This window comes from Rathayibacter sp. VKM Ac-2804 (assembly GCF_009866655.1).
Lineage (GTDB): Bacteria > Actinomycetota > Actinomycetes > Actinomycetales > Microbacteriaceae > Rathayibacter.
Genome location: NZ_CP047420.1, coordinates 2,432,916 through 2,457,348, shown reverse-complemented (window position 1 = coordinate 2,457,348; position 24,433 = coordinate 2,432,916). Strand labels below are relative to the sequence as shown.

Genomic DNA, 24,433 nt, shown 5'->3' with positions numbered 1-24,433 from the left:
ATCGAGCGGGCTCTCGATACGCGCCTGCGGGCTGCTCGACCAGCATGCTCGGGGTGTGCCTCTCTTCTGCTGATCGAGTAGCCCGCAGAGCGGGCGTATCGAGATCCACCGGCGTCGGACGTGGGTACTGCAGGCCCGCTCTGCTGGGAACGGCGGGTCTCGGTACGCCCCTGCGGGGCTGCTCGACCAGCATGAGTGCAGGGCGGCTGCGCCGGTCCACGGGCCTCCGAGGCTCGTCGGGAGCGGGTGGGCCCGGCCCTAGACTGGAGGGCGTGCCCGCCGACGCTTCGACCTCGAGCCGCATCCCGGCCGAGGAGCGTCTGTTCAACCTGGTGCTGGCCCTCGTGGCCGCCGAGAACGGGCTGACGAAGTCGGACGTGCTCTCCACGGTGCAGGGCTACCGGCAGCGCTCCGACCGCGGTGACCGCGCCTCGCTCGAGCGGCAGTTCGAACGCGACAAGGACGATCTGCGCGAGCTCGGCATCCCGATCGAGACCGTCGACGCCCCGGGGGACCCGGGCAACACCCAGACGGTCCGCTACCGGATCGCGAAGCGCAGCTACGACCTCCCCGCCGACCTCTCCTTCGATCAGGAGGAGATGGCCCTGCTGCGCCTCGCCGGTGCCGTCTGGCGCGAGGGCACGCTCTCCGCGGAGTCGCGCCGCGCCTTGATCAAGCTGCGCTCGCTCGGCGTCGACTCGGTCGACCCGGTGATCGGCATCAGCCCCTCGATCCGGGTGCGCGAGGCGTCCTTCGAGCCGCTGAACGCCGCGCTCGACCGCGGCCAGGTCGTCCGCTTCCCCTACCTCAAGCCCGGCGGCGACGAGCCGCGGACGCGCACGGTCCGGCCGCGCGCGCTCGTGAACCACCAGGGCCGCTGGCACCTGCACGGCTGGGACGAGACCGCCGAGGGCACCCGCACCTTCCTCCTCTCCCGGATCGTCGGCCCCGTCGCGACTACCGGCCGCACGGCCCCGCCGGAGCCGGGCGACCACGCCGCGACGGCCCTCGCCCAGCTCGACGAGATCCTCGCCCGCAGCACCGCCCTGCTGCGCGTCGCCCCCGACTCGGACGCCGCGCTCCGCCTCGGCGTCCGGGCCGAGGCCGCGGGGGAGGGAGCGGACCTGCTGCGCCTGCACTTCACCGACGCCGACGTCCTGGCCGACGAGCTCGCCGGCTACGGCCCCGAGGTCGTCGTCCTCGAACCGGAGGAGCTGCGCCGCAAGGTCGTCGACCGTCTGCGCCGCTCCTTCGCCGACCACTCCGTCGCCGACCACCGGGGCGCCGGCCGTGGCTAGGCCCCGCTCGCTCCAGGCCCGCGACCGCCTGGCCGTGCTGCTCTCGCTCGTCCCGTACCTCCTCGATCGCGGGCGCGTCAGCGTCGCCGAGGTCGCCGCGCACTTCGAGATCCCCCAGGACGAGGTCCGCCGTGCCGTCCGCCTGATCGCCGTCTCCGGCATCCCCGGCGAGACCGCGCAGTACCAGTCGAACGACCTCTTCGACATCAGCTGGGACGACTTCGAGGAGAACGACCAGATCGTCCTCACCCAGCAGGTCGCGATCGACGACTCGCCGCGCTTCTCGGCGCGCGAGGCCGCCGCCCTGATCGCCGGGATGCAGTACCTGGCCGCCCTGCCCGAGAACCAGGGCAACGACCGCATCGCCTCGCTGATGGGCAAGCTCGCCCGCGGCGCCTCCTCCGCCCCCACCGCCGTGGCGGTGGCGCGGGGCGTCGGCGCCGACGCCTCGCTCGCCACGATCCGCACCTCGCTCGCCGCCGGGACGCAGCTCGCCTTCGACTACCGCAGCGCGCGCGGCGAGACGGAGTCGCGGCTGGTCGACCCGTTCCTGCTGGAGTCGGTCGACCGCGACTGGTACCTGCGCGGCTGGGACCACCTGCGCGAGGGAGTCCGCACCTTCCGCGTCGACCGCATGCGCGCCCTCACCGACACCGGGACGCCGATCGTGCGCCGCCGCAACGAGGTCACGCTGCCCGACCGGCTCTTTGAGGCGTCCGCCTCGGACCTGCTGATCGACCTGCGGGTCGCGCCGGGCTCGGTCCCGCTGCTGGGCGACTACGCCGCGGACGCCGAGTTCCCGTCGGTTCCCGCCGGAGACGAGGGTTCAGGGGTCCTCGTCAGGATCCGCGTCGCGCACCTCGCCGGGCTCACCCGCCTCGTCGCGTCGCTGCCCGGCCTCGTGACCGTCGTCGCCCCCGAGGCGGCGAGGACCGCCGTCGCCGAGTGGACCCGCGCCGCTCTCGCGGCCAACGGAGAGGAGACGCCGTGACCTGGTGGTCCTGGATCCTGATCTGGCTCGGCCTCGCGATCGCCGCCCTCGCGGTGCTCGTGCTGTTCGCGCTGTCCTACTGGCGGAAGGGCCGGCTCCTGCTCGGACAGCTCGAGGAGGTCACGGCGAAGCTCGACGCGCTCCAGGTCCCGGAGCCGGCCGAGGCGTCGACGAGGCCGCCGTCCTCGCTCTTCGCCGATCGCGACGAGGTCCGCCGCGGCCACGAGTCCCGCCGGGACGCCCGCCGGGAGAGGACCGAGGATCGCCGGTCTCTCCGGATCGAACGGGGTAAGCTCCTGGTACACCGCAACCGACAAGTGAAGTGAGACTGCAATGTTCGCTGGACTCCAGGGGTGGCACCTCGTCATCATCCTCGCCGTCATCCTCCTCCTCTTCGGTGCGCCCAAGCTTCCCCAGCTCGCGCGCAGCGTCGGGCAGTCGATGCGCATCTTCAAGAGCGAGGTCAAGACCATGAAGGACGAGGACGGGACCGAGCGCAACGACGCAACGGACTCGACCACGGCCACCGGCACGACGAGCTCGACCGGCACGGCGAGCTCGACGGGCACGACCACCGGCACCGGCACGACGCTGCCGCCCGAGTCCCCGCTCAAGTAATGACCTCCGTGGCAGCGAAGAAGCCACGGACGAAGCGATCGGGGAAGAACCCCGAGGGACGCATGTCCCTCGGGTCTCACCTGATCGAGCTTCGCAACCGGCTCTTCATCGCGGCGATCGCGATCGCCGTGGCCTGCGTCGCCGGCTGGTTCCTCTCCGACTGGGTCTTCGAGGCCCTCAAGGCGCCGATCAGCGTCGTGGCGTCGAGCCAGAACAAAGAGGCCGTCCTCAACTTCCCGACGATCACGGGAGCGTTCGACCTGCGCCTGCAGATCGCGATGACCATCGGCATCGTGATCGCGAGCCCGGTCTGGCTCTACCAGATCTGGGCCTTCCTGGTGCCCGGGCTGACGGGCAAGGAGGTCCGCTACGGCGTCGGCTTCATCCTGACGGCCATCCCGCTGTTCCTCGCGGGCTGCCTCTCCGGCTGGTTCGTCTTCCCGCACATCGTCGAGCTCCTCACGAGCTTCACCGGCGGTGACGCGGCGAGCTTCCTGGACGCGAAGGTCTACTACGACTTCGTGCTCAAGCTCGTCCTGGTCGTCGGCGTCGCCTTCGTCCTGCCGGTCTTCCTGGTGCTGCTGAACTTCGTCGGCATCCTCCCGGGCTCGCTGATGATCAAGTCGTGGCGCATCGCGATCATGGTCATCGTCCTCTTCACCGCGATCGCGACGCCCGCCGCCGACCCGATCTCGATGTTCATGCTCGCGATCCCGATCACGATCCTGTTCTTCGCCGCGTGCGGGATCGCGCTCCTGCACGACCGCCGCGCCGCCAAGCGCCAGGTCGTCTTCGACGGCAGCCCCTCCGACCTGCCGGCGTGACCGGGGCCACTCCCGCCGAGCGCTTCGCGGCGTTCCGCACACGACAGGGCCACGCGAGGGTCGAGGCGTTCCGCTCGACCCTCGCGTTCGACCTGGACCCCTTCCAGTACGAGGCCTGCAGCGCGCTCGACGACGGCCGCAGCGTCCTCGTCGCCGCGCCGACCGGCGCCGGCAAGACCGCCGTCGCCGAGTTCGCCATCCACCTCGCGATGCAGGACCCGAACGCCAAGGTCTTCTACACGACGCCGATGAAGGCGCTCAGCAACCAGAAGTTCCAGGAGTTCGTCGAGGACTACGGAGCGTCCGAAGTCGGCCTGCTCACCGGTGACTCGAACGTCAACGCGCGCGCCCGGATCGTCGTCATGACGACCGAGGTGCTGCGGAACATGCTCTACGCGGACTCCGATCTGCTCCGCGACCTCGCATACGTCGTGATGGACGAGGTGCACTACCTGGCCGACCGCTTCCGCGGCGCCGTCTGGGAGGAGGTCATCATCCACCTCCCGCAGTCGGTCCGGCTGGTGTCGCTCAGCGCCACCGTCTCCAACGCGGAGGAGTTCGGCGACTGGCTGCAGACCGTCCGCGGCGAGACCGAGGTCATCGTCTCGGAGGAGCGGCCCGTGCCGCTCGATCAGCACGTCCTCGTCGGCGGCAAGCTGCTCGACCTGTTCGACTCGTCCGGGCGCGCGGCGACCAATCGCGTCAATCCCGAGCTCGCGCGCCTCGCGCAGGGCGGCACCCGCGTCGAGCGCGGCGGTCGCGGCTCCGGGCGGGGCCGCGGCGGTGGCGGCGGTCGCTTCCACGAGACGCGGACCGAGGACCTCGTCCCGCGCTCCGAGGTCGTCGAGATCCTGCGTGGCAAGAACCTGCTGCCCGCCATCTTCTTCGTCTTCAGCCGCAACGGCTGCGACCAGGCCGTCCGCCAGGTGCTGCGCTCGGGCGTCCGGCTCACCGAGCGGCACGAGCGCGACGAGATCCGCGCGATCGTCGAGGAGCGCTGTCGGACCATCCGCGACGAGGACCTCGCCGTCCTCGGCTACTGGGAGTGGCTCGACGGGCTGCAGCGCGGGGTCGCCGCCCACCACGCCGGCATGCTGCCCGCGTTCAAGGAGGTCGTCGAGGAGCTGTTCCTCCGCCGCCTGGTCCGCGTGGTCTTCGCCACCGAGACGCTCGCGCTCGGCATCAACATGCCCGCGCGCACCGTCGTGCTCGAGAAGCTCGAGAAGTTCAACGGCGAGGCCCGCGTGCCGATCACGCCGGGGGAGTACACCCAGCTCACCGGTCGCGCCGGTCGCCGCGGCATCGACGTCGAGGGGCACTCGGTGATCCAGTGGCGCGGCGGGATGAATCCGCAGGCCGTCGCCTCGCTCGCCTCGCGCCGCACCTATCCGCTCAACTCGAGCTTCCGCCCCAGCTACAACATGGCGGCGAACCTGATCGACCAGTTCGGCCGGACCCGCACGCGCGAGATCCTCGAGTCGTCCTTCGCGCAGTTCCAGGCCGACCGCTCCGTCGTCGACCTGGCGCGCCGCGTCCGGCAGCAGGAGACCTCGCTCGAGGGCTACGTCACGGCGATGCAGTGCCACCTCGGCGACTTCGAGCAGTACGCCGCGATCCGCCGCGAGATCGGCGAGCTGGAGCGCCGCGGCGCCGTCCGGGGCGAGTCCGCCTCGCACAGCGAGCGCGAGAAGCGCCAGGGCCAGCTGAGCGACCTGCGCCGGCGGATGAAGGCGCACCCCTGCCACGCCTGCTCCGACCGCGAGCAGCACGCCCGCTGGGCCGAGCGCTGGTGGAAGCTCCGCAAGGAGACCGACGAGATCGAGCGCCAGATCCGCTCGCGGACCGGCGCCGTCGCGCGCATCTTCGACCGCATCACGGACGTGCTGATGGAGCTCGGCTACTTCCGGCGCGACGAGGCGGGCGAGCTGTCCCTCACGCCGAACGGCCGCACCCTCAAGCGCATCTACGGCGACCGCGACCTGCTCGTGGCCGAGTGCCTGCGCAAGCAGGCCTGGACCGAGCTCGACCCGGCCGGGCTCGCCGCCATGGCGTGCTGCCTGGTCTTCGAGCCCCGGCGCGAGGAGGGGACGCTGGGCGAGAAGTTCCTGCCGCGCGGCACCTTCCCCGAGGCGCTGGAGAAGACGCAGCTGCTGTGGGCGAAGCTCGACGACGTCGAGCGCGACCACCGGCTGCCGGGCAGCAACCCGATCTCGACCACCCTGGCGCTGCCGATGAACATGTGGGCGCGCGGGATGCCGCTCGACGCGGTCCTCCGCGAGTCCGACATGGCCGCCGGCGACTTCGTCCGCTGGGCGAAGCAGACGATCGACCTGCTCGACCAGCTCTCGCTGGTGGCGGAGGGCAAGGTCGGGCGCGCCGCGCGCGCGGCCCTCGAGCTCGTCCGGCACGGCATCGTCGCGTACTCGACGGTCGCATGAGGGCGGTGATCTCGGCGCCCACCGGGCGCACGGCACCGCTGTGGCTGGCGATCCCGCTCGCGGCCCTCGGCGGGGCGGTTCTCGACCGCGGCTTCCCCGACTCCGACGTCTGGCCGCTCGCCATCGTGGGCACCGCCGCGATCCTCTTCGCCCTGGCCGGGCGCGGCTTCTGGAGCGGCGCACTCGTCGGCCTGGTCGGCGGCGCGGTCTTCTGGGGCGTGCACATCCAGTGGCTGACCCTCTACCTCGGCCTCGTCCCGTGGGCGGCGCTGGCCGGACTGCAGGCGATATTCTTCGCGCTCTCCTCCGGGCTCACCGCGATGCTGCTGACGAGGGGCCAGCGGGTCTGGACGGGCCCGCTCGGTCGGATGATCGGGCTGCCCGCGCTGGTCGCCGCGCTCTGGGTGGGCCGCGAGACGATCACGATCCAGTGGCCGTACGGCGGCTTCGCCTGGGGGCGGCTCGCGCTGTCGCAGTCGATGGGCCCGCTCGCCGATCTGGCGGCCTGGGTCGGCTTCTCCGGACTGAGCTTCGTGGTGGCGTTCCTGGCGGCGACGCTGGCGCAGGCCGTGCGGACGACGTCCGTGCCGGCCTCGGGCCGCGCGGCCGTCGTCGCCGGCTTCTCGATCGTCGCGCTGGTCTTCCCGGCCTGGCCCGCTCCGACCGAGGGGACGACGCGCATCGCGGCGGTCCAGGGCGACTCCGACGCCGGCCTTTTCTCGCAGAGCTACCGCGGCCAGATCCTCGAGGACCACACCTCCGCGACCCTGCCGATCATCGGCGAGGACGTCGACATGGTCGTCTGGCCCGAGAACGGCGTCGACATCGATCCGACCCGGAACGCGCAGTCCGCCGCCGTCCTCGACTACCTCAGCAGCACCATGGACGCGCCCTTCATCGTCGGGACGATCACGAACCCCTCCGACGACGTCTTCTACAACAGCTCGCTGCTCTGGAAGGCGGGGGAGGGCGCGACCCAGGTCTACGACAAGGTGCACCCGGTGCCGTTCGCCGAGTACATGCCGGACCGTGCGTTCTGGCGGATGTTCGCGCCCGACCTGGTGGACCTGGTCAGCCGCGACTACTCGATCGGCACGCGCTCGAACGTCTTCGACATCGACGGGATCCTCGCGGGCATCGCGATCTGCTTCGACATCTCGGACGACTCGCTGACGAACGCGATGGTCGACGGCGGTGCGCAGCTGGTGCTCGCGCAGACGAACAACGCCGACTTCGGGCGGACCGATGAGAGCGTGCAGCAGCTGGCGATCGCGCGGCTGCGGGCGATCGAGACCGGCCGCAGCGTGGTCAACATCTCGACAGTGGGCACGAGCGCGATCATCGCTCCCGACGGATCGACGATCGACTCGCTGGAGTGGTTCGAGCCCGGCACCATGGTGGACGAGGTCCCGCTCGCGTCCACGACGACCCCGGCTCTGGTGTGGGCGCGGAACCTCGGCTGGTACTTCCTCGCGGCGAGCCTCATCGGGCTGGTCTCGTTCGTGCTGCGGACGCGCGAGCCGCGACGCCGGCGCTAGGTCTCAAGCGCGTCCGGGCACGGAAAAGGGTCCGCCGGCCGGCGAGGACGCCGGCCGAGCAGGACCCTGGGGCGCTACGCGCCGATCTTGTGCTCTCCGCGACGGGCGCGGAGGTAGGCGAGCCGCTCCTCGAGCAGCTCCTCGAGTTCCGCACGGGTGCGGCGCTCGAGCAGCATGTCCCAGTGGGTGCGCGGTGCCTTCTGCTCGCCCCGGTCGACGACGACGGGCTTCGAATCCACCAGCAGCACGGCCTCGTGGCCGCAGTTGCGGCACTCCCAGGTCTCGGGCGCTTCGGCGTCGGCCGAGAACACCATGTCGGTGTCGTGGCCGCAATCCGAGCAGTGGTACGTGAACGTCGACCGCGGTGAGAAGACGACGCCTTCTTCGCTCTGCAGGCTCTGTGAGCCGAGCCTCATCCCGCGCAAGCTTCGATCTGCCATTGTGTGGTCTCCTCTCGCTGTGCTCCGACAAGTGTCGACCGCGGACCTGGGGGTGGTCCGGAGAGGCCCCCGTTTGCCAGAGGATCGTCAGGTGACCGGGCCTTTCCCGTCGCGTCCGGCGCGGTCGTCGGCGCGGTCCGCTCGGTCGTCCACGGCGGCCCGGGCGAGATCGGTGCGGTCGGTGACGAGGCCGTCGACGCCGAGCTCGAGGAGAGCCCGCATCCGCTCGGGATCGTTGATCGTCCAGAGGTGGATCTCGGCTCCCGTGACCCGCAACCGGGCGAGGATCCGCGGTGAGGCGACCGCGAGGCCGAGCGCGCGCTCCGGGACCTGCAGGGCGTCGATGCCGCGGAGGGCCCGTCGGACGAGTGCCGCCCGCCCCAGATGCGCGCCGACGAGGGCCGCCGCGAACCGGGGCGCCGAGGCGGACGTCGCGACGCCGGGGAGGTGACGGACGGCGGCGCGGCGGCGCGACTCCGAGAAGGAGGTGATCAGCACGCGGTCCCGTGCCCCGGCGGCGCGGACCGCTTCGACCACCGGGAGGACGGCGGTCCTCGCCTTGACGTCGATGTTGAAGCGCGCGGTCGGCAGTCGCCGCAGGGCCTCGGCGAGGGTGACGAGACGCTCACCGGACGGGAGGACGCACTCGGCGAGCTCCTCCCAGCGCGTCCGGTCGACGCGGTGGCGCAGCCCGGACGCGTCGACGACCTCCTCGTCGTGCACGAGCACCGCGACGCCGTCGAGGGAGGCGCGGACGTCGGTCTCGAGCAGGTCGGCCCCCGCGGCGAGGGCCCGCTGGAACGACTCGAGGGTGTTCCCCTCCGCGCCCGGCGCGAAGCCGCGGTGGGCGATGACGAACGGCCGCCGCCCCGAGAGGAACGGCGGCCGCGGAGTCGTCATGGCGGAGGAGCCCTAGAAGGACGGGGCCGGGGGAGTCATGCCCGAGCCGTCCTGCTCGCGCTCCGGGCGGGTCGGCGAGTTCTTGCCGAACGCCTGACCCATGCCCTTGAGCGCCTCGGTGAGCTCGCTCGGCACGATCCAGAGCTTGTTCGCGCTGCCCTCGGCGATCTTCGGCAGCATCTGCAGGTACTCGTAGGCGAGGAGCTCGTTGTCGGGGCGGCCCTCGTGGATGGCGGAGAAGACGGTGGTGATCGCCTTCGCCTCGCCCTCGGCTCGGAGGACCGCGGCCTTCGCGTCGCCCTCGGCCGCGAGGATCGCCGCCTGGCGGTGGCCCTCCGCGTTCAGGATCTGCGACTGCTTCGTGCCCTCGGCGGTGAGGATGACGGCGCGGCGATCGCGCTCGGCGCGCATCTGCTTCTCCATCGAGTCCTGGATGGAGATCGGCGGGTCGATCGCCTTGAGCTCGACGCGTCCGACGCGGATGCCCCACTTGCCGGTGGCCTCGTCGAGGACGATGCGCAGCTGGCCGTTGATGTTGTCGCGGGAGGTCAGCGCCTCCTCGAGGTTCAGCCCGCCGACCACGTTGCGGAGCGTGGTGGTGGTGAGCTGCTCCACGGCGCCGAGGTAGTTGGCGATCTCGTAGGTGGCGGCGCGCGCGTCGGTCACCTGGAAGTAGACGACCGTGTCGATCGACACGACCAGGTTGTCCTCGGTGATCACCGGCTGCGGCGGGAAGGAGACGACCTGCTCGCGCAGGTCGACGGACGGGCGGACCCGGTCGATGAACGGGATCACCAGGTTCAGTCCGGGGAGGAGGGTGCGGTGGTACTTGCCCAGGCGCTCGACCACGCCGGCCGTGGCCTGCGGGACGATGCGGATGGCCTTGAACAGCACCACCAGGGCGAAGAGGACGATGACCGCGATGATCACCGTCGTCACGATTGCTGCGGTGTTCACGACGAACTCCTTTCGGCGGGGACGACGACGGCTGTCGCGCCCTCGATGGCGGTGACGACGACGCGTTCGCCGACACCGAGCGGGCGGGTCTCGACGAGCGGGGACAGCTTGACCGTCCACGTCTCGCCGTTGACGAGCTTCACCTGACCGGGGCCGGGCCCCGCGATCACGACGCTGCCGGCGAGGCCGAGCAGCGCGTCGGCTCCGGTCGGCGTCGGATCGCCGCCGCGCTTCAGCAGCCGCAGCAGCGAGGGTCTGACCGTGAAGAGCAGCAGCACCGCGAGGACCGCGGCGACCGGGACCTGCACCCAGAACGGGGCGCCGAGGAGGCCGGCCGCGAGTCCGCCGATGCTGCCGACCGCGAGCATCAGGAAGGTGAACTCGAAGGTGATCATCTCGACGATCACGAAGATCAGGATGAGGGCGATCCAGAGGATCCAGGCGTACTGAGTCACTGCGTCCATGCGGTGCTCCTTCCCCTTACGAGCACGGGAGTCCACGGTAGCAAGGCGGGCTGAGAGGGGGGTGGGCGGCGCGGGACCGACGGGGTCGGCGGCGCCTTGGTAGGCTCCTGCGTCGGGCCGTGGGCCCGTCACCCGTGCCCGATCCGGCTCCTGCGCCGGCGTCCTGGAGGATCTCCTCGTGTCCAACCCCCTCGCCCCCGGCTCGCTCGACGGCAAGCGCGTCCTCGTCACCGGCTCCTCCCGCGGCATCGGCGCCGACACCGTCCGCTACTTCGCCGAGGCCGGCGCGAGCGTCGTCGTGAACTACCGCTCGAAGGCGCCGCGCGCGACGAAGCTCGTCGACCAGATCACCGCCGCGGGCGGCTCCGCCTTCGCGGTGGGCGCCGACCTCACCGACGCGTCCTCGCGCGCCGCTCTCTTCGCCGAGATCCAGGAGAGGCTCGGCGGGCTGGACGTGCTCGTGCTGAACGCCTCCGGCGGCATGGAGAGCAACATGGGGGAGGACTACGCGATGGTCCTCAACCGCGACTCGCAGGTCGCCACGCTCGAGGCGGCGCTGCCGCTGCTCGGCGAGGGCTCGCGCATCGTCTTCGTCACCAGCCACCAGGCGCACTTCATCCGGACGACCCCGACCATGCCGGAGTACGAGCCGGTCGCGCTGTCCAAGCGCGCCGGCGAGGACGCCCTGCGCGAGCGGATCCCGGCGCTGACCGAGCGCGGTGTCGAGTTCGTCGTCGTCTCGGGCGACATGATCGAGGGCACCATCACCGCGACGCTGCTCGAGCGCTCGAACCCCGGCGCGATCAGCTCCCGTCGCGAGTCGGCGGGCAAGCTCTACAACGTGGGCGAGTTCGCGGCCGAGGTCGCCCTCGCCGCGGTCGAGCCGATCCCGGCGGAGAACACGCGCCTCGTCGGCGACACGGCCGACTTCGCCTGACGGCCGGCGCGGGGCTGCGGCTCCGTGCGGCCCCCGTCGTCGTCCCCGGTCGCAGGGCGGCACCCCATCGGGTGAGGCACCGCCCTGTCCGGACCAGGACGTCCTGACCCTTTTCGCAGCGGTCGTCCCGGGCGGATTGGTCGGAGCGTGGGACGGATCCGTGCGCCGCGGTCAGCGGGCCGGGGACGTCCTCGGGTCGGTCACGAACTCGACCGGGGGCAGTCCCGACAGCTCCGGGGAGACGTGGTCGACGACCTCCGCGTGATGGTCGACGCCGTGCCGGCGGAGGAACGACCAGCACTTCAGCGAGGCGGGGCGGCGCTCGAGCGGGAGGTGCGCGGCCTCGACGAGGATCACCGTCGACGACCGGTGCAGGATCCTGATCGGGACGGGGCGGGTCCTCCCGTCGACGATCCACTCCGACACCGCGTGCATCCGGCCGCCCTCCTGGTCCACGCCGAGGGTGAGGACGCTCCGGAAGTCCTCCGAGGCGGCGCCCATGCCGATCTGGAAGTCGCCCTCCGTGCCGTCGACGAGGAAGGCGACGTCGAGTCCTCGGCGGTGGCGGACGGCGAAGGCCGTGAGCGGGCGACCGCTCTCCCGCATCGCTCGGGCTGCGGCCTCGCGACGGCGGCGCTCCGCCTCGTCCGGGCCGGGAGAGACTCGTGTTCCTGCCGGGTGCATCATCGTCGACACCTCCTCCTGCGAGCATAAAGGCGAGGAGGGTCCGTCCGGGTGACGGCCTCGTCCCCACCCCGGCGAGGAGGGCGAGCGCCGCGAGGACGAGGAGCGTCTTCCGCGTCGGTGGTGCAGCACCGCGGCGAGCGCCGTCACGACGGCGACGGCGGCCCAGAAGCCGATCGGCACGAGCGCGGCGTGCTCGACGAGGAAGGTGCTGATCGTGGCGCGCTGCTTCCGGATGCGCCGCGAGGGGACCCGGGAGGGTGGCTGGTGAGGTGCTGGAGCCCGTTGCCGGTCCGCTCGGGGGTGGGAGGGGTGCAGCGGGGGCGGGCGCGGTCAGGCGAGGGGGCGAGTGCGGTGAGGCGGTCAGGCGGGCGGGAGGGCGGGTGGTGCGCGGCGGGCCGCGCGGAGGCCGTTGGCGATGATGACGACCTCCGCGAGCTCGTGGACGAGGACGACGCCGGAGAGGCCCAGGAGGCCGAGGAGTGCGAGGGGGAGGAGGACGACGATCACGGCGAGCGCGAGGATCAGGTTGGCGGTCATGATGCGGCGGCCGCGCCGGGCGTGCAGGAGCGCGGCGGGGATCAGTCGGAGGTCCGTGCCGGTGAAGGCGACGTCCGCGGATTCGATCGCGGCGGCGGAGCCTGTCGCGCCCATCGCGATCCCGACGTCCGCGCTCGCGAGCGCAGGGGCGTCGTTGATGCCGTCGCCGATCATCGCCACCCGGCAGTGCCGGCGGAGCTGCTCGATCGCGGCGGCCTTATCGGCGGGCCGCTGCTCGGCGCGGACATCGGAGATGCCGGCCTGAGCCGCGAGGGCGTGCGCGGTGCGGGTGTTGTCGCCCGTGAGCATGACGACGCCGATGTGCTGCCGCTCGAGCTCCGCGATCGTCTCGACCGCCCCGGGCTCGAGCTCGTCTCGGATGCCGATCACGCCGAGGACCGTGCCGCCGCGTTCGACGACGACGGCCGTCATCCCGGCGCTCTCCATCGCCTCCAGCCGGGCCGTCAGCCCTCCCGCGGGCACCCAGCGCGGGCTGCCGATGCGCACCGGGACTCCGGCGAGGGTCCCGGTGATGCCGTCGCCGGGATGCTCGACGACGCCGTCGACCGGCGCGGGTGCCGGGGCGGCGGCGAGGATCGCCGCGGCGAGCGGATGGGTGCTCTGCGCCTCGAGCGCGGCGGCGAGGGACAGGACGTCCTCGCGGGACACGCCGGGAGCGGTGGCGACGTCGGTGACGCTCGGGCGGCCGGCGGTGAGGGTGCCGGTCTTGTCGAACGCGACGACCTGCACCGTGCCGAGACGCTCGAACGCCTCGCCGGACGTGATGATGAGGCCGAAGCGGCTGCCCGCGCCGATCGCGGAGACGACCGTCACCGGCACGGCGATCGCGAGGGCGCACGGAGACGCGGCGACGAGCACGACGAGGGCCCGCTCGGTCCAGGTGGTGGTGTCGCCGAGGAGGACGCCGAGCAGGGCGATGCCCGCGGCGAGCAGGAGCACGGCGGGGATCAGGGGCTTCGCGATGCGGTCCGCGAGCCGGGCCCGCTCGCCCTTGCGGGCGTGGGCCTGCTCGACCAGCCGCACGATCGTCGTCATGGAGTTGTCCGTGCCCGCGGCGGTCGCCTCGATCTGCAGGGCTCCGCCGCCGTTGATCGCCCCGGCGGAGACGGCGTCGCCCGGGACGACGTCGACGGGGATCGACTCGCCCGTGACCGCGGACGTGTCGATGCTGCTGCGGCCGGAGACGACGACGCCGTCCGTCGCGATCCGGTCGCCGGGGCGCACGACGAGCAGGTCGAGCTCGCGCAGCTCGCGGGCGGGGACCGTCACGTCGCCGTGCAGGCGGGAGACGATCGCGGTGTCCGGGAGGAGATCCAGCAGGGCGCGGAGGCCGCCGCGGGCCCGGTCCATCGCGCGGTCCTCGAGCGCCTCCGCGATCGAGAAGAGGAACGCCAGAGCCGCCGCCTCCCCGACGTGTCCGAGCAGGACGGCTCCGACAGCCGCGATCGTCATCAGCAGGCCCACCCCGAGCCTGCCGCGCAGCAGCCGCCGCACGGCTCCCGGCGTGAACGTCGACGCGCCGACGACGAGACTCGCGCCGAGCACGACCTTGCCCGCGAGCTCCAGCCCCGTCCACTCCAGGACGGAGCCGGCGAGCAGCAGCACACCGGCGGCGAGCGGGATCAGGACGCCGGGGTCGCGCCACCACACGACCGACTCCTCGCCGGAGCCGTGGTCGTGCTCGTCGTCGTCGTGAGCGCGAGGGCCGTGCTCCGATCCGGAGGGACCGTCGTGGTCGTTCCGCTCGTGCTCGGTCGACGCGGGGCGCGAGCCGAGGGCCACGGTGACCGGTGCGCCCTCGGCCGCGCAGCAGACGTCTCCGGTGCTCCGCGATCGCAACACCGGGGTCCGGCGCGGGGTGGTCGGCTCGTCGCTGCCGCAGCACTCCGCGCTCACTCCGGCACCCCGCAGCACAGCGGGACGTCGCAGTCCTCGTCCGTGCACTCCGCGCCGTCGTCGACCGCGAGCACCACGTCGACCAGCGTCGTCAGCGCCCTCGCCAGGTGCGGATCCGCGAGCTCGTACCGGGTGCTGCGCCCCTCCGGGACCGCCGCGACGATCCCGCAGCCGCGCAGGCAGGTCAGATGATTGGACACGTTCGAGCGCGTCAGCCCGAGCGACCGCGCCAGCTCGCCGGGATACCCGGGCTGCTCGATCAGGGACAGCAGGATCCGCGAGCGGGTCGGGTCGGCCATCGCCCGGCCCAGGCGGTTCATGACGTCGAGGCGCGAAGCACTGGTCAGCATGCGGTGACCATACAGCACCGGCTGACCAGTCGATCGGCGCGTCGGCGCGGCGGGCTTCCTGCACTCGTCAGCACGACCGATGACTCCGACGACCTCGCGTCGCGCCCGACGACGCTCACGGCCCGCTTCTCGAGGAGCGGCTGGGACCCGGCGCCGCTGCCAGGCCTGGACGGCGACGGGGACCGGGTCGGCGCGGTCGTGATGCGGAAGACCTGTACCGCGGGGATCCTCGGCGAGAGCGTCTCCGAGTTCCTCTCCTCCGGCGGGGAGGAGACCGGGCGCGGCTCCCTCGCGGCCGAGCGCATCACGGGACGACGAGGGCGCGTTCTTCACCATCGTCCTCGAGTAGCGGGGGAGGGGCTGGGCGATGCGACACTCCGGGTCCGTGCACCGCAAAGTCGGGGCCCGTGCCGTCCCCCGGACTCAGAGCGTCTCGAGGGCCGGCGTGATCAGGGTGCGCAGCTCCCAGGGGATCACGGCGGTGACGTAGCGGTCGTCGAGGCGGGCACCGATCGCGAGGAAGTGCGGGGCGATCTCGACCCGGTGGCTGCGGTGCGGCTCGCCGTCGATCGGCAGCGGCACGCCCCGGCGGACCTCGTGGCCGGCCAGCGGTGCGCCGCGGACGGTGCGGAGGCGCTCGGAGACGGGCTGGCCGGGGAAGAGCGAGCGCAGGGAGTCGACGAGGTGCGCTTCGAGGCGCGCCTCGAGCGGGTGCGCGCGCTCGGCGGGGATGGGCAGCGAGGTCCGCACCGCCTCGAACAGGGTGGGGTAGCGCATGCGGCGGATCTGATCGCGCAGCCACGCGGGCAGGGTCGACGAGTCGGCACGGGCGATCGCGGTGCGCTGCGCAGGGGAGAGGTCGACGAAGTTGCGCGGGTCCTCCCTCCGAGCGGGATGCCGGTAGAAGGTGTAGGACACGCTGACGGAGACCGTGCGTCCGCTGGCGAGGGCGGCCGAGGCGGTGAACGGCTCGAGGTGGTGCGGTGACGCGAAGGTGTAGACGGGGCCGGGGAGGGAGGCGGCGACCTCGACGAGAGTCGGCGGCGCGCCTGACGGAGTGCCTTTCGAGGGCGACCGGTGCAGGGGTGTGCCGTCCGTCATCAGAGGTGCGCGGCTGCGGAGCCGGCGGGCTCTGCGCCGACCCCCGTGAACGCCGCGAGCGGAGAGCCGTCGGCGGGGACGCGGCGATGCAGAGTCGGGCGGAGCGCTCGAGCCGCATGATCGCTGACCTGCCGGGCCAGGCCGGGATGGATGGCCCCCGGAGTCACCAGGGAGGCGATCAGTGCTTCGAGAGCGAGTGCGACTGCGGTGCCTGCCGGGGACATGACCTCTTCTTCGAGGAAGGGATCCAGGGGGGACGATCACCGCCCGTGAAGGCACCGCGCCGGTGACGAGATGCGCGGGTCCGGGCGCAGGTCGAATCGAGGTCGGAGCGAGCGTAGGCCACCTTGGCGGTGCGCACCAGAGGCGACGCGGCGGAACACCGACGAACGCGGGCACCGGACGGACCCGGGTCGGCCCCCGAGGGATCGCCCTCCTGCGGTCCGAAGGGGCGTAGCCTTCGCCCCGACCGCCCGGACGTCTTCCCGGTGGGTCTCGGCACCGCGTCAGGTGCATCCGACGGCAGGACCCGCATGGGCAGGCTCGTGTACAACTCCTCGTACGAGGTCGACTTCGAGGACCGCCTCCTCGCCCACCTGAAGATCGTGATCGGCGCCAAGCTCGGCCGCAACGAGGGCTTCTTCTTCTCCTGGAAGGACTCGCTGAAGGTCGGCAACGGCCGCACGACCCTCTGGATGCATCCGACCATCCCGCTGCGCTTCACGTTCCTCACCGGCGCGACGCCACCGATCAACTCCGAGTGGGTGCGCCGGCTGATCGCCGACTCGCACGGCGGGACCGGGTTGCGTATCTCGTCGGAGGTGCCGCCGGTCAGGGCGGCGGGCTGACGGGAGGACCGAGCTCGGCGAACCGACCCCGCCTGTCCACCTCGGCTCTCGGCCGCGGCGGAGGAGCGGAAGGGGGAGTGTCAGTGGCATCGGCTTGCACTCGATCCGATTCGAACGTGTGTTCGATCCGGTGAAGGGAAAACTATGTCCGTGACCGTCGTGGATCGCATCGCGACTCCGGCCGCTGAGGCCGTCGCCGTCACCTTCCTCGTCGCCGCCGACGCGGTCGCCGCGAGCTTCCCCTCGCCGGCGCAGGACTACTTCGACGGCTCCGTCGACCTCAACGACCACCTGATCCGGGACGGGACGTCGACCTTCGACGCGACCAGGCGACGAAGTGGCCGAGCTCCGCGCCTACCTCGAGGAGAAGTTCGCAGCCTCATCGTCCGAGGCGGCTCGGTCGGGCCTCGGTGCTCTGATGCGCGACATCTGGTCTCCGGCATCAGCTGCGCTCCTACGGGACGGCTGGAGCAAGCAAGCGCGCTCTTCCACCGCACTCCTCGAGCGCTCCCCCTTGCGTCACGATGTGGATCCGCATCGGGCCGCACTCACATTGCTCGACGCTCTGCATGGCGGCCTTTTTCGCCACGCCGTCGCGCTCGCACCGACGTCCCCCCACCGCATACTCGCCTTCAGTTCTGTCCGCCGCTGACGAGGAGTTCGCCGCCGCTGACCCAGCGTGCGAGCGGGCCGACGAAGAACTCGACCGCGTCGGCTACGTCATCGACCGAGCCCATCCTTGATCCGAGGGGGCTGGCGGTCTGCACCAGCGTGCGGAGCGGGTCGTCATCGGACGCGGCGGCGAAGTACCCGGCGCCGTCCGTCGCGCTGGCGATGATGGTGTTGACGGTCACGCCACGCCCCCCGACCTCCTGAGCAAGCACCCCGGTGAGGTACCCGCCGACCAGCTTGCTGGACGCGTAGAGCCCGAACCCTGCCACGGGTCGCAGTACGGAACCTGATCCGATGTAGAGAATCGTTCCGCCCCGGTTCACCGTGCGTGCTGCCTGCTGGAGCGTGAAGAACGCACCCTTGGCGTTGACGCCGAACATCCGGTCGTAATCCGCTTCGGTGACGTCGACGATCGGTCCGCCGGTTTCATCGATACCGGCGTTCGCCACGACGAGGTCGACACCTCCGAACTGAGCTAGCGCTGAGGTGAACAGCGAGTCGACCTGCCTCGGATCTGACACGTCGGCCTGGACGGCCACGGCGTTGGAGCCGGCTGCCGTGATGGCGGCGACGGTGTCTGCTGCTCCTGCTGCGTCGCGTGAGTAGTTCACGACGACGCTGGCGCCGAGGAGGCCGAGTCGGATTGCAATCGCTTGCCCGATCCCTCGGCTGGCCCCGGTGACGACCGCCACCCGGCTGCTGAGGTCCGTCCAAGAGGGTCCGCTACCGCGGGTCGAGCCGTTGTCGGTGGTTGTGTCGGTCATGTGCGTTCCCCCTGCCTCAGGCGCCGGCGCCGCCGTCGACGGGCACGATGGCGCCCGTCACGGCTGAGGCGCGGTCGCTCAGGAGGAAACCGGCGACTTCGGCGACTTCGAGGGCGGTCGCCATGCGGCCGATGGGGCTGGCTGAGTTGCTCGCGTCGATGATGCCCGGCGTCTTCTTCTCCCACTCGTCCATCATTTCCGTTGCGGTTCCACCTGGCGTGATCCCGTTGACGCGGATGCCTTCCCCGGCCCAGGTCACCGCCGCGGTCTCGGTGATGCTGTTCAGTGCTCGCTTCATCGCCGCGTACGCGGGCAGGGGCGGAACTGCGCGGCGGCTGCCGATGCTGGAGGTGTTGACGATCGCACCTCCTCCGGACTTCCTCATGAGGGCTGCTTCGGCAAGCATCGCGACCCAGTGAGCACGGAAGTTCACCGCGAACTGCTCGTCGATGTCGTCGTCGGAAGTGGTGTCGAGGGGACCGACGTTCTGCTGGTTCACGCCGCCGTTGTTGAAGGCGCCGTCGAGGCGTCCGTGGAGCTCCTCGACGGAGTCCACGGCGGCGCGGATACTCGCCCGGTCAGCGAGGTCCATGGCAACGGCATCAGCCGTGCCGCCCCGACCGCGGATCTCGTCGACGATCGAGCCGAGCGCTTTCGTGTTGCGGGCCGCCAGCACGACAGCGGCACCCTCGCCGGCGAAGAGGCGAGCCGCTGCGGCGCCGATGCCACGGCTGGCTCCGGTGATGAAGATGACTTTGCCGGTCAGCAGGCCGACCGGTGTGGATTCGTTGGTGTGTGTCATACGAACACCGTCGCCGCCCGCAGAATCCGCATCCAGGCACAAACGGTACGAGGATCCATCGCCGGCGCAGGCGCACACTGGGGAGCATGGACAAGGGTGAGCTTGCAGCGTTCCTCCGAAGTCGCCGCGAGCGTCTTCGGCCGGAGGACGTCGGATTACCGTCGGGACCACGCCGCAGAACACCGGGACTGCGCCGGGAGGAGATCGCCGTTCTCGCGCACATCTCCACCGAGTACTACGCCCGTCTCGAACAGGGCCGCGCTCCTCGACCCTCGGACGTCGTCCTCGGTGGTATCGCTGGTGCTCTCCGTCTCACGTCCGAGGAGTCCGACCACCTGCACCGGCTCGCCGGCACCGCTCCGACCCCGTCGGGCTTGCACCGTCGCGACGTTCGACCGAGCGTTCTCGCGCTCCTCGAACGACTCCCGCACACCGCCGGCATCGTCCTGTCCGCCACCTTCGAGGTGCTCGCATGGAACGAGCTCGCAGCAGCCCTCATGGAGGACTTCTCGTTGCTGCCGCCGCGCGACCGCAACCTCGCGAGGAAGACCTTCCTCGCCGCCGAGCAGCCAACGGAAGCGATCTACGGAATCTCGGACGAGATCGCGTTCCAAGAGGGCGTCGTCACGCAGCTCCGCAACGCTCACGCCACGTACCCCTCAGACCCCGTCGTCGCGGAACTCATCGACGACCTCCAGACCGGCAGCGCCGAGTTCGCACGGCTCTGGAGCCGGCACGACGTTCAGACGCCGCCACCCCTGCGGAAGACGTTCCGCCGTACACCGGTGGGGGCGATCACCGTCGACTGCGACTCCCTCGCCATCACTGAACGCGACCAGCACCTCGTGCTCTACACCGCACCGGCAGGCTCACGCGACGCCGAGAACCTCGCCCTGCTGGAGGTTCTCGGCTCCGAGCCACTCACCACCCGGCGTGACCTCTGAAGAACGAACCCATCGCAAGTGCTGCTGAAGTCAACGGCACGACCCGACGCCTGCTGGACTCTCCCGCCCGCCAGGCGCTCTTTGCGGCGACGATAGCGACCCTGGTGATAGTGCTGGCGTTCGTCGCTGTTCTGCAACCGGCGCTAGACCGAGCATGAAGGCGCAGTGGCCGTTCCGCTAGGGAATCGCTGACCGGGCAGATCGTTAGACGTTCTCACCGATCGACCGGTGTGCGCGCGGCGAAGGTGGTCCGCGCCGGCGAGCGTGACGATCTTGATAGGTCGGAGCATAGGCTGACGCGCATGAGGGGTCGTCGTCTGATTCTGCCGGGAGCCTGCTTGCTCGGCCTGATGATGGTCGGCTGCGCTCCCGCTGAAACCGAGCTGCCGCTGGTCGAGAACTCTCCTGTGCCCGCTCCAGAGGATGCTGTTTACCGCTCGTTCTACCGCGGTGGTGTCGAAGGTTTCGCGACCAGCCCTGCGCGGTGGCTGGATGACGAAGCCGGTCTAGAGGTGACCATCATCGGAAGCGGCAACTGTCCTCTCGTGCCTGTCGCGCTGGAGGTGATCGCCTCCGATCACCTACGCATCACGACACAACGATGGGTCGGTAAGTCGAGCTTGTGCCAGGACGACGCTGTTCTCTGGACCTACGTAGTGGACCCACCAGAGGGGCTCGATAGCGCTGTTCCTGTCCGCGTCGACGTCGCGGGTGAGCGTTCGACGTCGATCGAGACGATGGAACCCCGTCGTGCATAGCAAGAGGGGGCGCGGGCTGTCCCGTTAGAGGATCGTCTACCGGGTCGCGGGCGTGAGCGTGGGCGCGATCGCGACAGTGAAGACGTCGAGATTGCCGAGCTCCTGGCGAAGCTGCTTCTCGGCCAGGGCTCCTGTGCTGGCGGCGTCGGCGAAGTTGGTGGCGGTGACTCGCACGGTGGCCGAGCCGGTGAGCCGGTGCCCGATCCAGCGCAGTCGGAGGCTCTCGACCGCCGTCACGCCCGGGGCGTTCTGGAGGGCGTACTCGGCGCGGTCGAGCAGGTCTGGAGCGATCGCGTCCATCAGGCGGGCGCCGATGGATCGCACGGTCCCCCAGAGCAAAACGAGGATCGACGCAGCGATGAGGAGCCCGATGATCGGGTCCGCGAGCGGGAAGCCGAGCATCACGCCGATCGCGCCGAGGACGACGGAGAGTGAGGTGAAGCCGTCGAGGCGCGCGTGCACACCGTCCGCGACGAGGGCCGCGGACCCGATCCGACGGCCGACGCGGATGCGGTAGATGGCGACCAGCTCGTTGCCGGCGAAGCCGATCAGGCCGGCCGCGACGAGCAGCCACGGGTTCTCGATCGGGCGCGGGTCGAGAAGTCGGGCCACGGCCTCCCAGCCCGCGACGACAGCGGACAGTGCGACGACGAGCACGATGACCATGCCGGCGAGGTCCTCCGCGCGCCCGAAGCCGAAGGTGTAGCGGCGGGTGGCGGCGCGGCGGCCGAGGACGAACGCGATCCAGAGCGGCACCGCGGTCAGCGCGTCGGCGAAGTTGTGGATCGTGTCCGCGAGCAGCGCGACCGAGCCGGTGAGCGCGACGAGCGCCGCCTGCAGGACGGTGGTCGCGAGGAGGACGAGAAGGCTGATCTTCAGCGCGCGCACGCCCGCCGTCGAGGCCTCCAGCGCGTCGTCGATCGAGTCGGCCGCATCGTGGGTGTGGGGCACGAACAGGTCGTAGAGGAATCCCCGCAGGCCGCCGTGCGGGTGGCCGTGCTCGTGGTCGTGCGGGTGGTCGTGCGCATGGTCGTGGTCGTGGTCGTGCGGGTGCGAATGCTCGTGCTCGTGGTCGTGCGGGTGATCGTCGTGGTGCTCGTGAGGGCTCGTGCGTTCGTGCTCGCGACCGGTCATCCCGCCGCCCCGTCCCCCTGATGGTGCGGCGCGTGTCCGACGACGTGCTCCGCCTGCTTGATCGCGTCCACGACAAGCTCGGAGGCGTGCTCGTCGGTGAGCCGGTAGTGGATCGTCGTGCCCTCCCGGCGCGTCAGCACCATTCGCCCGAGCCGCAGCTTCGCGAGGTGCTGCGATACGGCCGCTGGGCTCTTCTGCACCGCCTCGGCCAGGGCGTTCACCGGCAGCTCGCCCGCGTCGTGCAGGGCCAGGACGATGCGCACGCGCGTGGCGTCGGCGAGCATCGCGAACACCTCCACGGCCAGCTCGACGTACTCCGAGTCGACGCCGTGTCTGCTTGTCTCCGTATCCAAGTGCATACGCAGATACTAGACCTACGAGGGCGGAAGGTGCTCCGATCGTCCCGTCTCGGAGCCGGTTCCAGCGCCGGTGAGCGTCAGAACGCTGTGCAGCCCCTCGTCGGTGCCGGACCAGTGCCGACTGATCGTCGCGACGCCTGCCCGCCGCACGGCGAAGCGCAGGACGACGGCGACGAGGAGGACGTCGTCGGCGACTCCGAGCACAGGGATGACGTCGGGGATCAGATCGACGGGGAGGAGGAGGTAGGCGAGCAGGCCGACCAGCGACCAGCGCACGACGCGAGGAACGGTCCGATCCGCGATGAGCGCGCGGAGCAGTCGGACGACGTCGGGAACGAGACGCATCGCCGCGCGCCAGTCGACCGAGCGCCCTGCTCGACGCTGCTGCGCCCACAGCACGGCGACCAGGGCGCACCAGAGGAGTGCCACCCCTCCGGCGACGGCGAGGAGTGGTCCGAGCCAAGAGGGGGTCACTCCGGGATCACGGGATCGGCCGGCAGATTCACCGCGTAGACGCGCTCGGAGTACGTCGCCAGCTTCTCGGTGCTGGCGGTGAGGCGTCCGGTCGCCTGCTGTGCCTCGGGCTGGCCGAAGGCGTCGCGGCGGAGCAGGTCGCGGTGCCAGCGGCGCAGCCGATCCAGGCTCTGCTCCTCCTCCTCGAGCTCCCCGAAGGTGAACTTCTCCTTCGCGAACTCCCGATCGATCTCCGCGTCGAACTTCCCGCAGTCCGCAACGAACTCGTTCCACTCGTCCACCCGGGCGCTCGTGAACACGTCGCGCAGATCGTTCGCGTCGCCGTCGCTATGGCCCGTCGCGCGGAACACGGTCAGGCCACCGTCACCGCGCGCGGCCAGCTCGCGGATCGAGGTCAGGCCCTCGGAGAACGCGGGCAGATCGGGGACCGCCCACATGCCCGCCGCGGCGGGCACCGCTCCGAGGCGGCGCAGCTCCCGCCAGACGGCGACCCGGTGGCGCGAGGGCTGAGCAGGGATACGAGGGACGAGGAGAAGCCAGGCGGTATCAGTCACAGGCGAGAGTGTAACAGCGGTTACATCACTATCTTCGAGTGGTCGTCGAGGGATCCGTGCCGTCGGCGGCGTCGAGGGCCTGTCGAAGGAGGCGGAGCGCCTTCGGCCCCACTCCGTGGAGGCTGGCGAGGTGGTCGAATCCCACCCGCCGCAAGTCGTTGAGGTCGTGCACGCCCGCGTCATCGAGTGCACGAGTGGCCGGAGCCCCGAGGGCGGGGAGCTGGGAAGACGGTTCCACGCGTCCGACCCTACGAATCTTCACACCGTCCCGATAGCCGATCGTTCACCGGTACACGTGGACGCGACACCGAGCGTTGCAGAAATCCGCGGCCCCGAGTGTTGTGGATCGCGGCGTGAAGTGACGGTGTTCTAGCGCCGCTTCATGTCGCATCCAGATGAAGGGCTGGGCTGGCGGAATCTGACGGCGCGTCAGGTCGACGTCGAGAGAGACGGCTGCCCATCATGCTGACGGCCTGTTGCGACGGGGGTTCAGGGAGTGGAGTCTCGATCAAGAAGTGATCCCGCGTCGCGCCAAAGCTCGAAGAGATCAAGAGCCGGGTCTCGAAGCCAGCTGATCTGAACTCCGTCCAGCAGTGCCAGCACTACTGTTGCGAACGCTTCGGGCCGGGGGTGCCAGCACTCGATAGATTCGACAAAGGTCTTCCGCGCGGAGCGGGCGCGCTCCTGGAAGTAGTCGTGCGCCGGATGCGCCGGGTCGAGGGATTCGGAACCCAGCACGGTGTAGAGCCGCACGATCTCGCGCTGCGACGCATTGCGACGGACGGCGTCGTCCAGGGCGCGCCACGTGGCTTCTCGATCCCTGGGCGCCCCGGTGTTACCGAGAAGCGCGATGTCCTCCGAGTCGCGGTGACGCAGGACGGCGATGAGGATCTCGTCGCGGGAGCCGAAGTAGTGATCGAGCCCTCGCCGCGTCATCCCGCACGCTTCAGCGAGCCCCAGCAGGGTGAAGGCGTTGAACCCGCGCTCGGAGATCAACGTCGTGGCGCGCTCAACGATCATCGCGCGCCGCACCTCGGGAGCCAAGCGTATGCGCGAAGGCGTGCCGGCCGAAGCCCCACCCGGCACTTCTTGCGCAGTCACAGGTTCATGTCTACCATCTCCTTACC

At 70.9% G+C, this 24,433-nt stretch carries 27 protein-coding genes and 1 pseudogene; 13 read left to right on the top strand and 15 right to left on the bottom strand.

Annotated elements, in window-relative coordinates:
- The first annotated feature begins 272 nt into the window (after nucleotides 1-272).
- From GTU73_RS11595 to lnt, 7 genes are all read left to right on the top strand, one after another.
- On the top strand, nucleotides 273-1,298 hold the full coding sequence (locus tag GTU73_RS11595) for a WYL domain-containing protein (RefSeq protein ID WP_244231619.1): 1,026 nt from the start codon (nucleotides 273-275) through the stop codon (nucleotides 1,296-1,298).
- Entirely contained in the window at nucleotides 1,291-2,289 is a 999-nt protein-coding gene (locus GTU73_RS11590) for a WYL domain-containing protein (protein WP_160089633.1), read from the top strand. The genes GTU73_RS11595 and GTU73_RS11590 overlap by 8 nt, the downstream gene beginning before the upstream one ends.
- Nucleotides 2,286-2,615, top strand: coding sequence for a hypothetical protein (locus GTU73_RS11585; RefSeq protein WP_160089631.1), 330 nt, complete (start codon nucleotides 2,286-2,288; stop codon nucleotides 2,613-2,615). The genes GTU73_RS11590 and GTU73_RS11585 overlap by 4 nt, the downstream gene beginning before the upstream one ends.
- Nucleotides 2,616-2,622: 7 nt before the next feature.
- Nucleotides 2,623-2,907, top strand: coding sequence for a Sec-independent protein translocase subunit TatA (gene tatA / locus GTU73_RS11580; RefSeq protein ID WP_160089629.1), 285 nt, complete (start codon nucleotides 2,623-2,625; stop codon nucleotides 2,905-2,907).
- Between the two features lie 62 nt (nucleotides 2,908-2,969).
- Nucleotides 2,970-3,731, top strand: coding sequence for a twin-arginine translocase subunit TatC (gene tatC / locus GTU73_RS11575; protein ID WP_160089627.1), 762 nt, complete (start codon nucleotides 2,970-2,972; stop codon nucleotides 3,729-3,731).
- Entirely contained in the window at nucleotides 3,728-6,169 is a 2,442-nt protein-coding gene (locus tag GTU73_RS11570) for a DEAD/DEAH box helicase (protein ID WP_160089625.1), read from the top strand. The genes tatC and GTU73_RS11570 overlap by 4 nt, the downstream gene beginning before the upstream one ends.
- 5 nt (nucleotides 6,170-6,174) lie before the next feature.
- On the top strand, nucleotides 6,175-7,707 hold the full coding sequence (gene lnt / locus GTU73_RS11565) for an apolipoprotein N-acyltransferase (protein ID WP_160089623.1): 1,533 nt from the start codon (nucleotides 6,175-6,177) through the stop codon (nucleotides 7,705-7,707).
- 74 nt (nucleotides 7,708-7,781) lie between these two features.
- Here lnt and GTU73_RS11560 read toward each other — a convergent pair whose 3' ends face one another.
- From GTU73_RS11560 to GTU73_RS11545, 4 genes are all read right to left on the bottom strand, one after another.
- Nucleotides 7,782-8,147, bottom strand: coding sequence for an RNA polymerase-binding protein RbpA (locus tag GTU73_RS11560; RefSeq protein WP_123446336.1), 366 nt, complete (start codon nucleotides 8,145-8,147; stop codon nucleotides 7,782-7,784).
- A gap of 87 nt (nucleotides 8,148-8,234) precedes the next feature.
- The gene (locus tag GTU73_RS11555; protein ID WP_160089621.1) at nucleotides 8,235-9,047 is read right to left on the bottom strand and encodes a glycerophosphodiester phosphodiesterase family protein; all 813 of its coding nucleotides are present in this window, start codon (nucleotides 9,045-9,047) and stop codon (nucleotides 8,235-8,237) included.
- 12 nt (nucleotides 9,048-9,059) lie between these two features.
- Complete coding sequence (locus GTU73_RS11550) at nucleotides 9,060-10,004, bottom strand: SPFH domain-containing protein (RefSeq protein WP_160089619.1); 945 nt, start codon at nucleotides 10,002-10,004, stop codon at nucleotides 9,060-9,062.
- Nucleotides 10,001-10,468 carry an NfeD family protein gene (locus tag GTU73_RS11545; RefSeq protein ID WP_160089617.1) on the bottom strand — a complete coding sequence of 156 codons (468 nt, stop codon included), beginning with the start codon at nucleotides 10,466-10,468 and terminating at the stop codon, nucleotides 10,001-10,003. The genes GTU73_RS11550 and GTU73_RS11545 overlap by 4 nt, the downstream gene beginning before the upstream one ends.
- A 178-nt stretch (nucleotides 10,469-10,646) precedes the next feature.
- Here GTU73_RS11545 and GTU73_RS11540 point away from each other — a divergent pair, with 178 nt between their 5' ends.
- A complete protein-coding gene (locus tag GTU73_RS11540) occupies nucleotides 10,647-11,405 on the top strand; it encodes an SDR family oxidoreductase (protein WP_160089615.1) in 759 nt (252 codons plus the stop codon).
- A gap of 171 nt (nucleotides 11,406-11,576) precedes the next feature.
- Here the strand turns inward: GTU73_RS11540 and GTU73_RS11535 are convergent, their stop codons facing one another.
- The 4 genes from GTU73_RS11535 to GTU73_RS11520 form a co-directional block, all read right to left on the bottom strand.
- Nucleotides 11,577-12,011 carry a hypothetical protein gene (locus GTU73_RS11535; RefSeq protein ID WP_160089613.1) on the bottom strand — a complete coding sequence of 145 codons (435 nt, stop codon included), beginning with the start codon at nucleotides 12,009-12,011 and terminating at the stop codon, nucleotides 11,577-11,579.
- Nucleotides 12,012-12,452: 441 nt separating this feature from the next.
- A complete protein-coding gene (locus GTU73_RS11530; protein ID WP_244231844.1) occupies nucleotides 12,453-14,300 on the bottom strand; it encodes a cation-translocating P-type ATPase in 1,848 nt (615 codons plus the stop codon).
- Nucleotides 14,301-14,542: 242 nt separating this feature from the next.
- Entirely contained in the window at nucleotides 14,543-14,896 is a 354-nt protein-coding gene (locus GTU73_RS11525; RefSeq protein WP_160089609.1) for a metalloregulator ArsR/SmtB family transcription factor, read from the bottom strand.
- Nucleotides 14,897-15,319: 423 nt separating this feature from the next.
- Entirely contained in the window at nucleotides 15,320-15,997 is a 678-nt protein-coding gene (locus tag GTU73_RS11520) for a hypothetical protein (protein ID WP_160089607.1), read from the bottom strand.
- 533 nt (nucleotides 15,998-16,530) lie between these two features.
- Here GTU73_RS11520 and GTU73_RS11515 point away from each other — a divergent pair.
- Nucleotides 16,531-16,845 (top strand): ATP-dependent DNA ligase, encoded by a 315-nt coding sequence (locus GTU73_RS11515; RefSeq protein WP_160089605.1) that lies wholly within the window; start codon nucleotides 16,531-16,533, stop codon nucleotides 16,843-16,845.
- Nucleotides 16,846-16,989: 144 nt separating this feature from the next.
- A pseudogene (locus GTU73_RS19335) lies at nucleotides 16,990-17,163 on the top strand (LexA family transcriptional regulator); the annotation flags it as partial.
- 314 nt (nucleotides 17,164-17,477) lie between these two features.
- Here GTU73_RS19335 and GTU73_RS11510 read toward each other — a convergent pair.
- Both GTU73_RS11510 and GTU73_RS11505 read right to left on the bottom strand, forming a co-directional pair.
- On the bottom strand, nucleotides 17,478-18,281 hold the full coding sequence (locus GTU73_RS11510; RefSeq protein ID WP_160089603.1) for an SDR family oxidoreductase: 804 nt from the start codon (nucleotides 18,279-18,281) through the stop codon (nucleotides 17,478-17,480).
- 16 nt (nucleotides 18,282-18,297) lie between these two features.
- On the bottom strand, nucleotides 18,298-19,083 hold the full coding sequence (locus GTU73_RS11505; RefSeq protein ID WP_160089601.1) for an SDR family oxidoreductase: 786 nt from the start codon (nucleotides 19,081-19,083) through the stop codon (nucleotides 18,298-18,300).
- A gap of 86 nt (nucleotides 19,084-19,169) precedes the next feature.
- Here GTU73_RS11505 and GTU73_RS11500 point away from each other — a divergent pair, with 86 nt between their 5' ends.
- Both GTU73_RS11500 and GTU73_RS11495 read left to right on the top strand, forming a co-directional pair.
- On the top strand, nucleotides 19,170-20,027 hold the full coding sequence (locus tag GTU73_RS11500; protein ID WP_160089599.1) for a helix-turn-helix transcriptional regulator: 858 nt from the start codon (nucleotides 19,170-19,172) through the stop codon (nucleotides 20,025-20,027).
- Between the two features lie 302 nt (nucleotides 20,028-20,329).
- Nucleotides 20,330-20,785: a hypothetical protein gene (locus tag GTU73_RS11495; protein WP_160089597.1), complete on the top strand. Its 456-nt coding sequence runs from the start codon at nucleotides 20,330-20,332 to the stop codon at nucleotides 20,783-20,785.
- Nucleotides 20,786-20,821: 36 nt separating this feature from the next.
- On the opposite strand, the gene GTU73_RS11490 is transcribed toward GTU73_RS11495, so the two are convergent.
- The gene (locus GTU73_RS11490) at nucleotides 20,822-21,736 is read right to left on the bottom strand and encodes a cation diffusion facilitator family transporter (RefSeq protein WP_244231618.1); all 915 of its coding nucleotides are present in this window, start codon (nucleotides 21,734-21,736) and stop codon (nucleotides 20,822-20,824) included.
- On the opposite strand from GTU73_RS11490, the gene GTU73_RS19330 reads away from it, so the two are divergent.
- Nucleotides 21,728-21,940, top strand: a complete 213-nt coding sequence (locus tag GTU73_RS19330; protein ID WP_244231617.1) for a hypothetical protein — start codon at nucleotides 21,728-21,730, stop codon at nucleotides 21,938-21,940. The two genes, GTU73_RS11490 and GTU73_RS19330, sit on opposite strands and share 9 nt — an antisense overlap.
- Here the strand turns inward: GTU73_RS19330 and GTU73_RS11485 are convergent.
- The 4 genes from GTU73_RS11485 to GTU73_RS11470 form a co-directional block, all read right to left on the bottom strand.
- A complete protein-coding gene (locus tag GTU73_RS11485; protein ID WP_160089593.1) occupies nucleotides 21,916-22,278 on the bottom strand; it encodes a metalloregulator ArsR/SmtB family transcription factor in 363 nt (120 codons plus the stop codon). The two genes, GTU73_RS19330 and GTU73_RS11485, sit on opposite strands and share 25 nt — an antisense overlap.
- A gap of 15 nt (nucleotides 22,279-22,293) precedes the next feature.
- The gene (locus GTU73_RS11480) at nucleotides 22,294-22,707 is read right to left on the bottom strand and encodes a DUF1232 domain-containing protein (protein WP_244231616.1); all 414 of its coding nucleotides are present in this window, start codon (nucleotides 22,705-22,707) and stop codon (nucleotides 22,294-22,296) included.
- A 41-nt stretch (nucleotides 22,708-22,748) separates the two neighbouring features.
- Nucleotides 22,749-23,306 (bottom strand): Chromate resistance protein ChrB, encoded by a 558-nt coding sequence (locus GTU73_RS11475; protein WP_160089591.1) that lies wholly within the window; start codon nucleotides 23,304-23,306, stop codon nucleotides 22,749-22,751.
- 489 nt (nucleotides 23,307-23,795) lie between these two features.
- Complete coding sequence (locus GTU73_RS11470; protein WP_160089589.1) at nucleotides 23,796-24,407, bottom strand: TetR/AcrR family transcriptional regulator; 612 nt, start codon at nucleotides 24,405-24,407, stop codon at nucleotides 23,796-23,798.
- Nucleotides 24,408-24,433 lie beyond the last annotated feature (26 nt).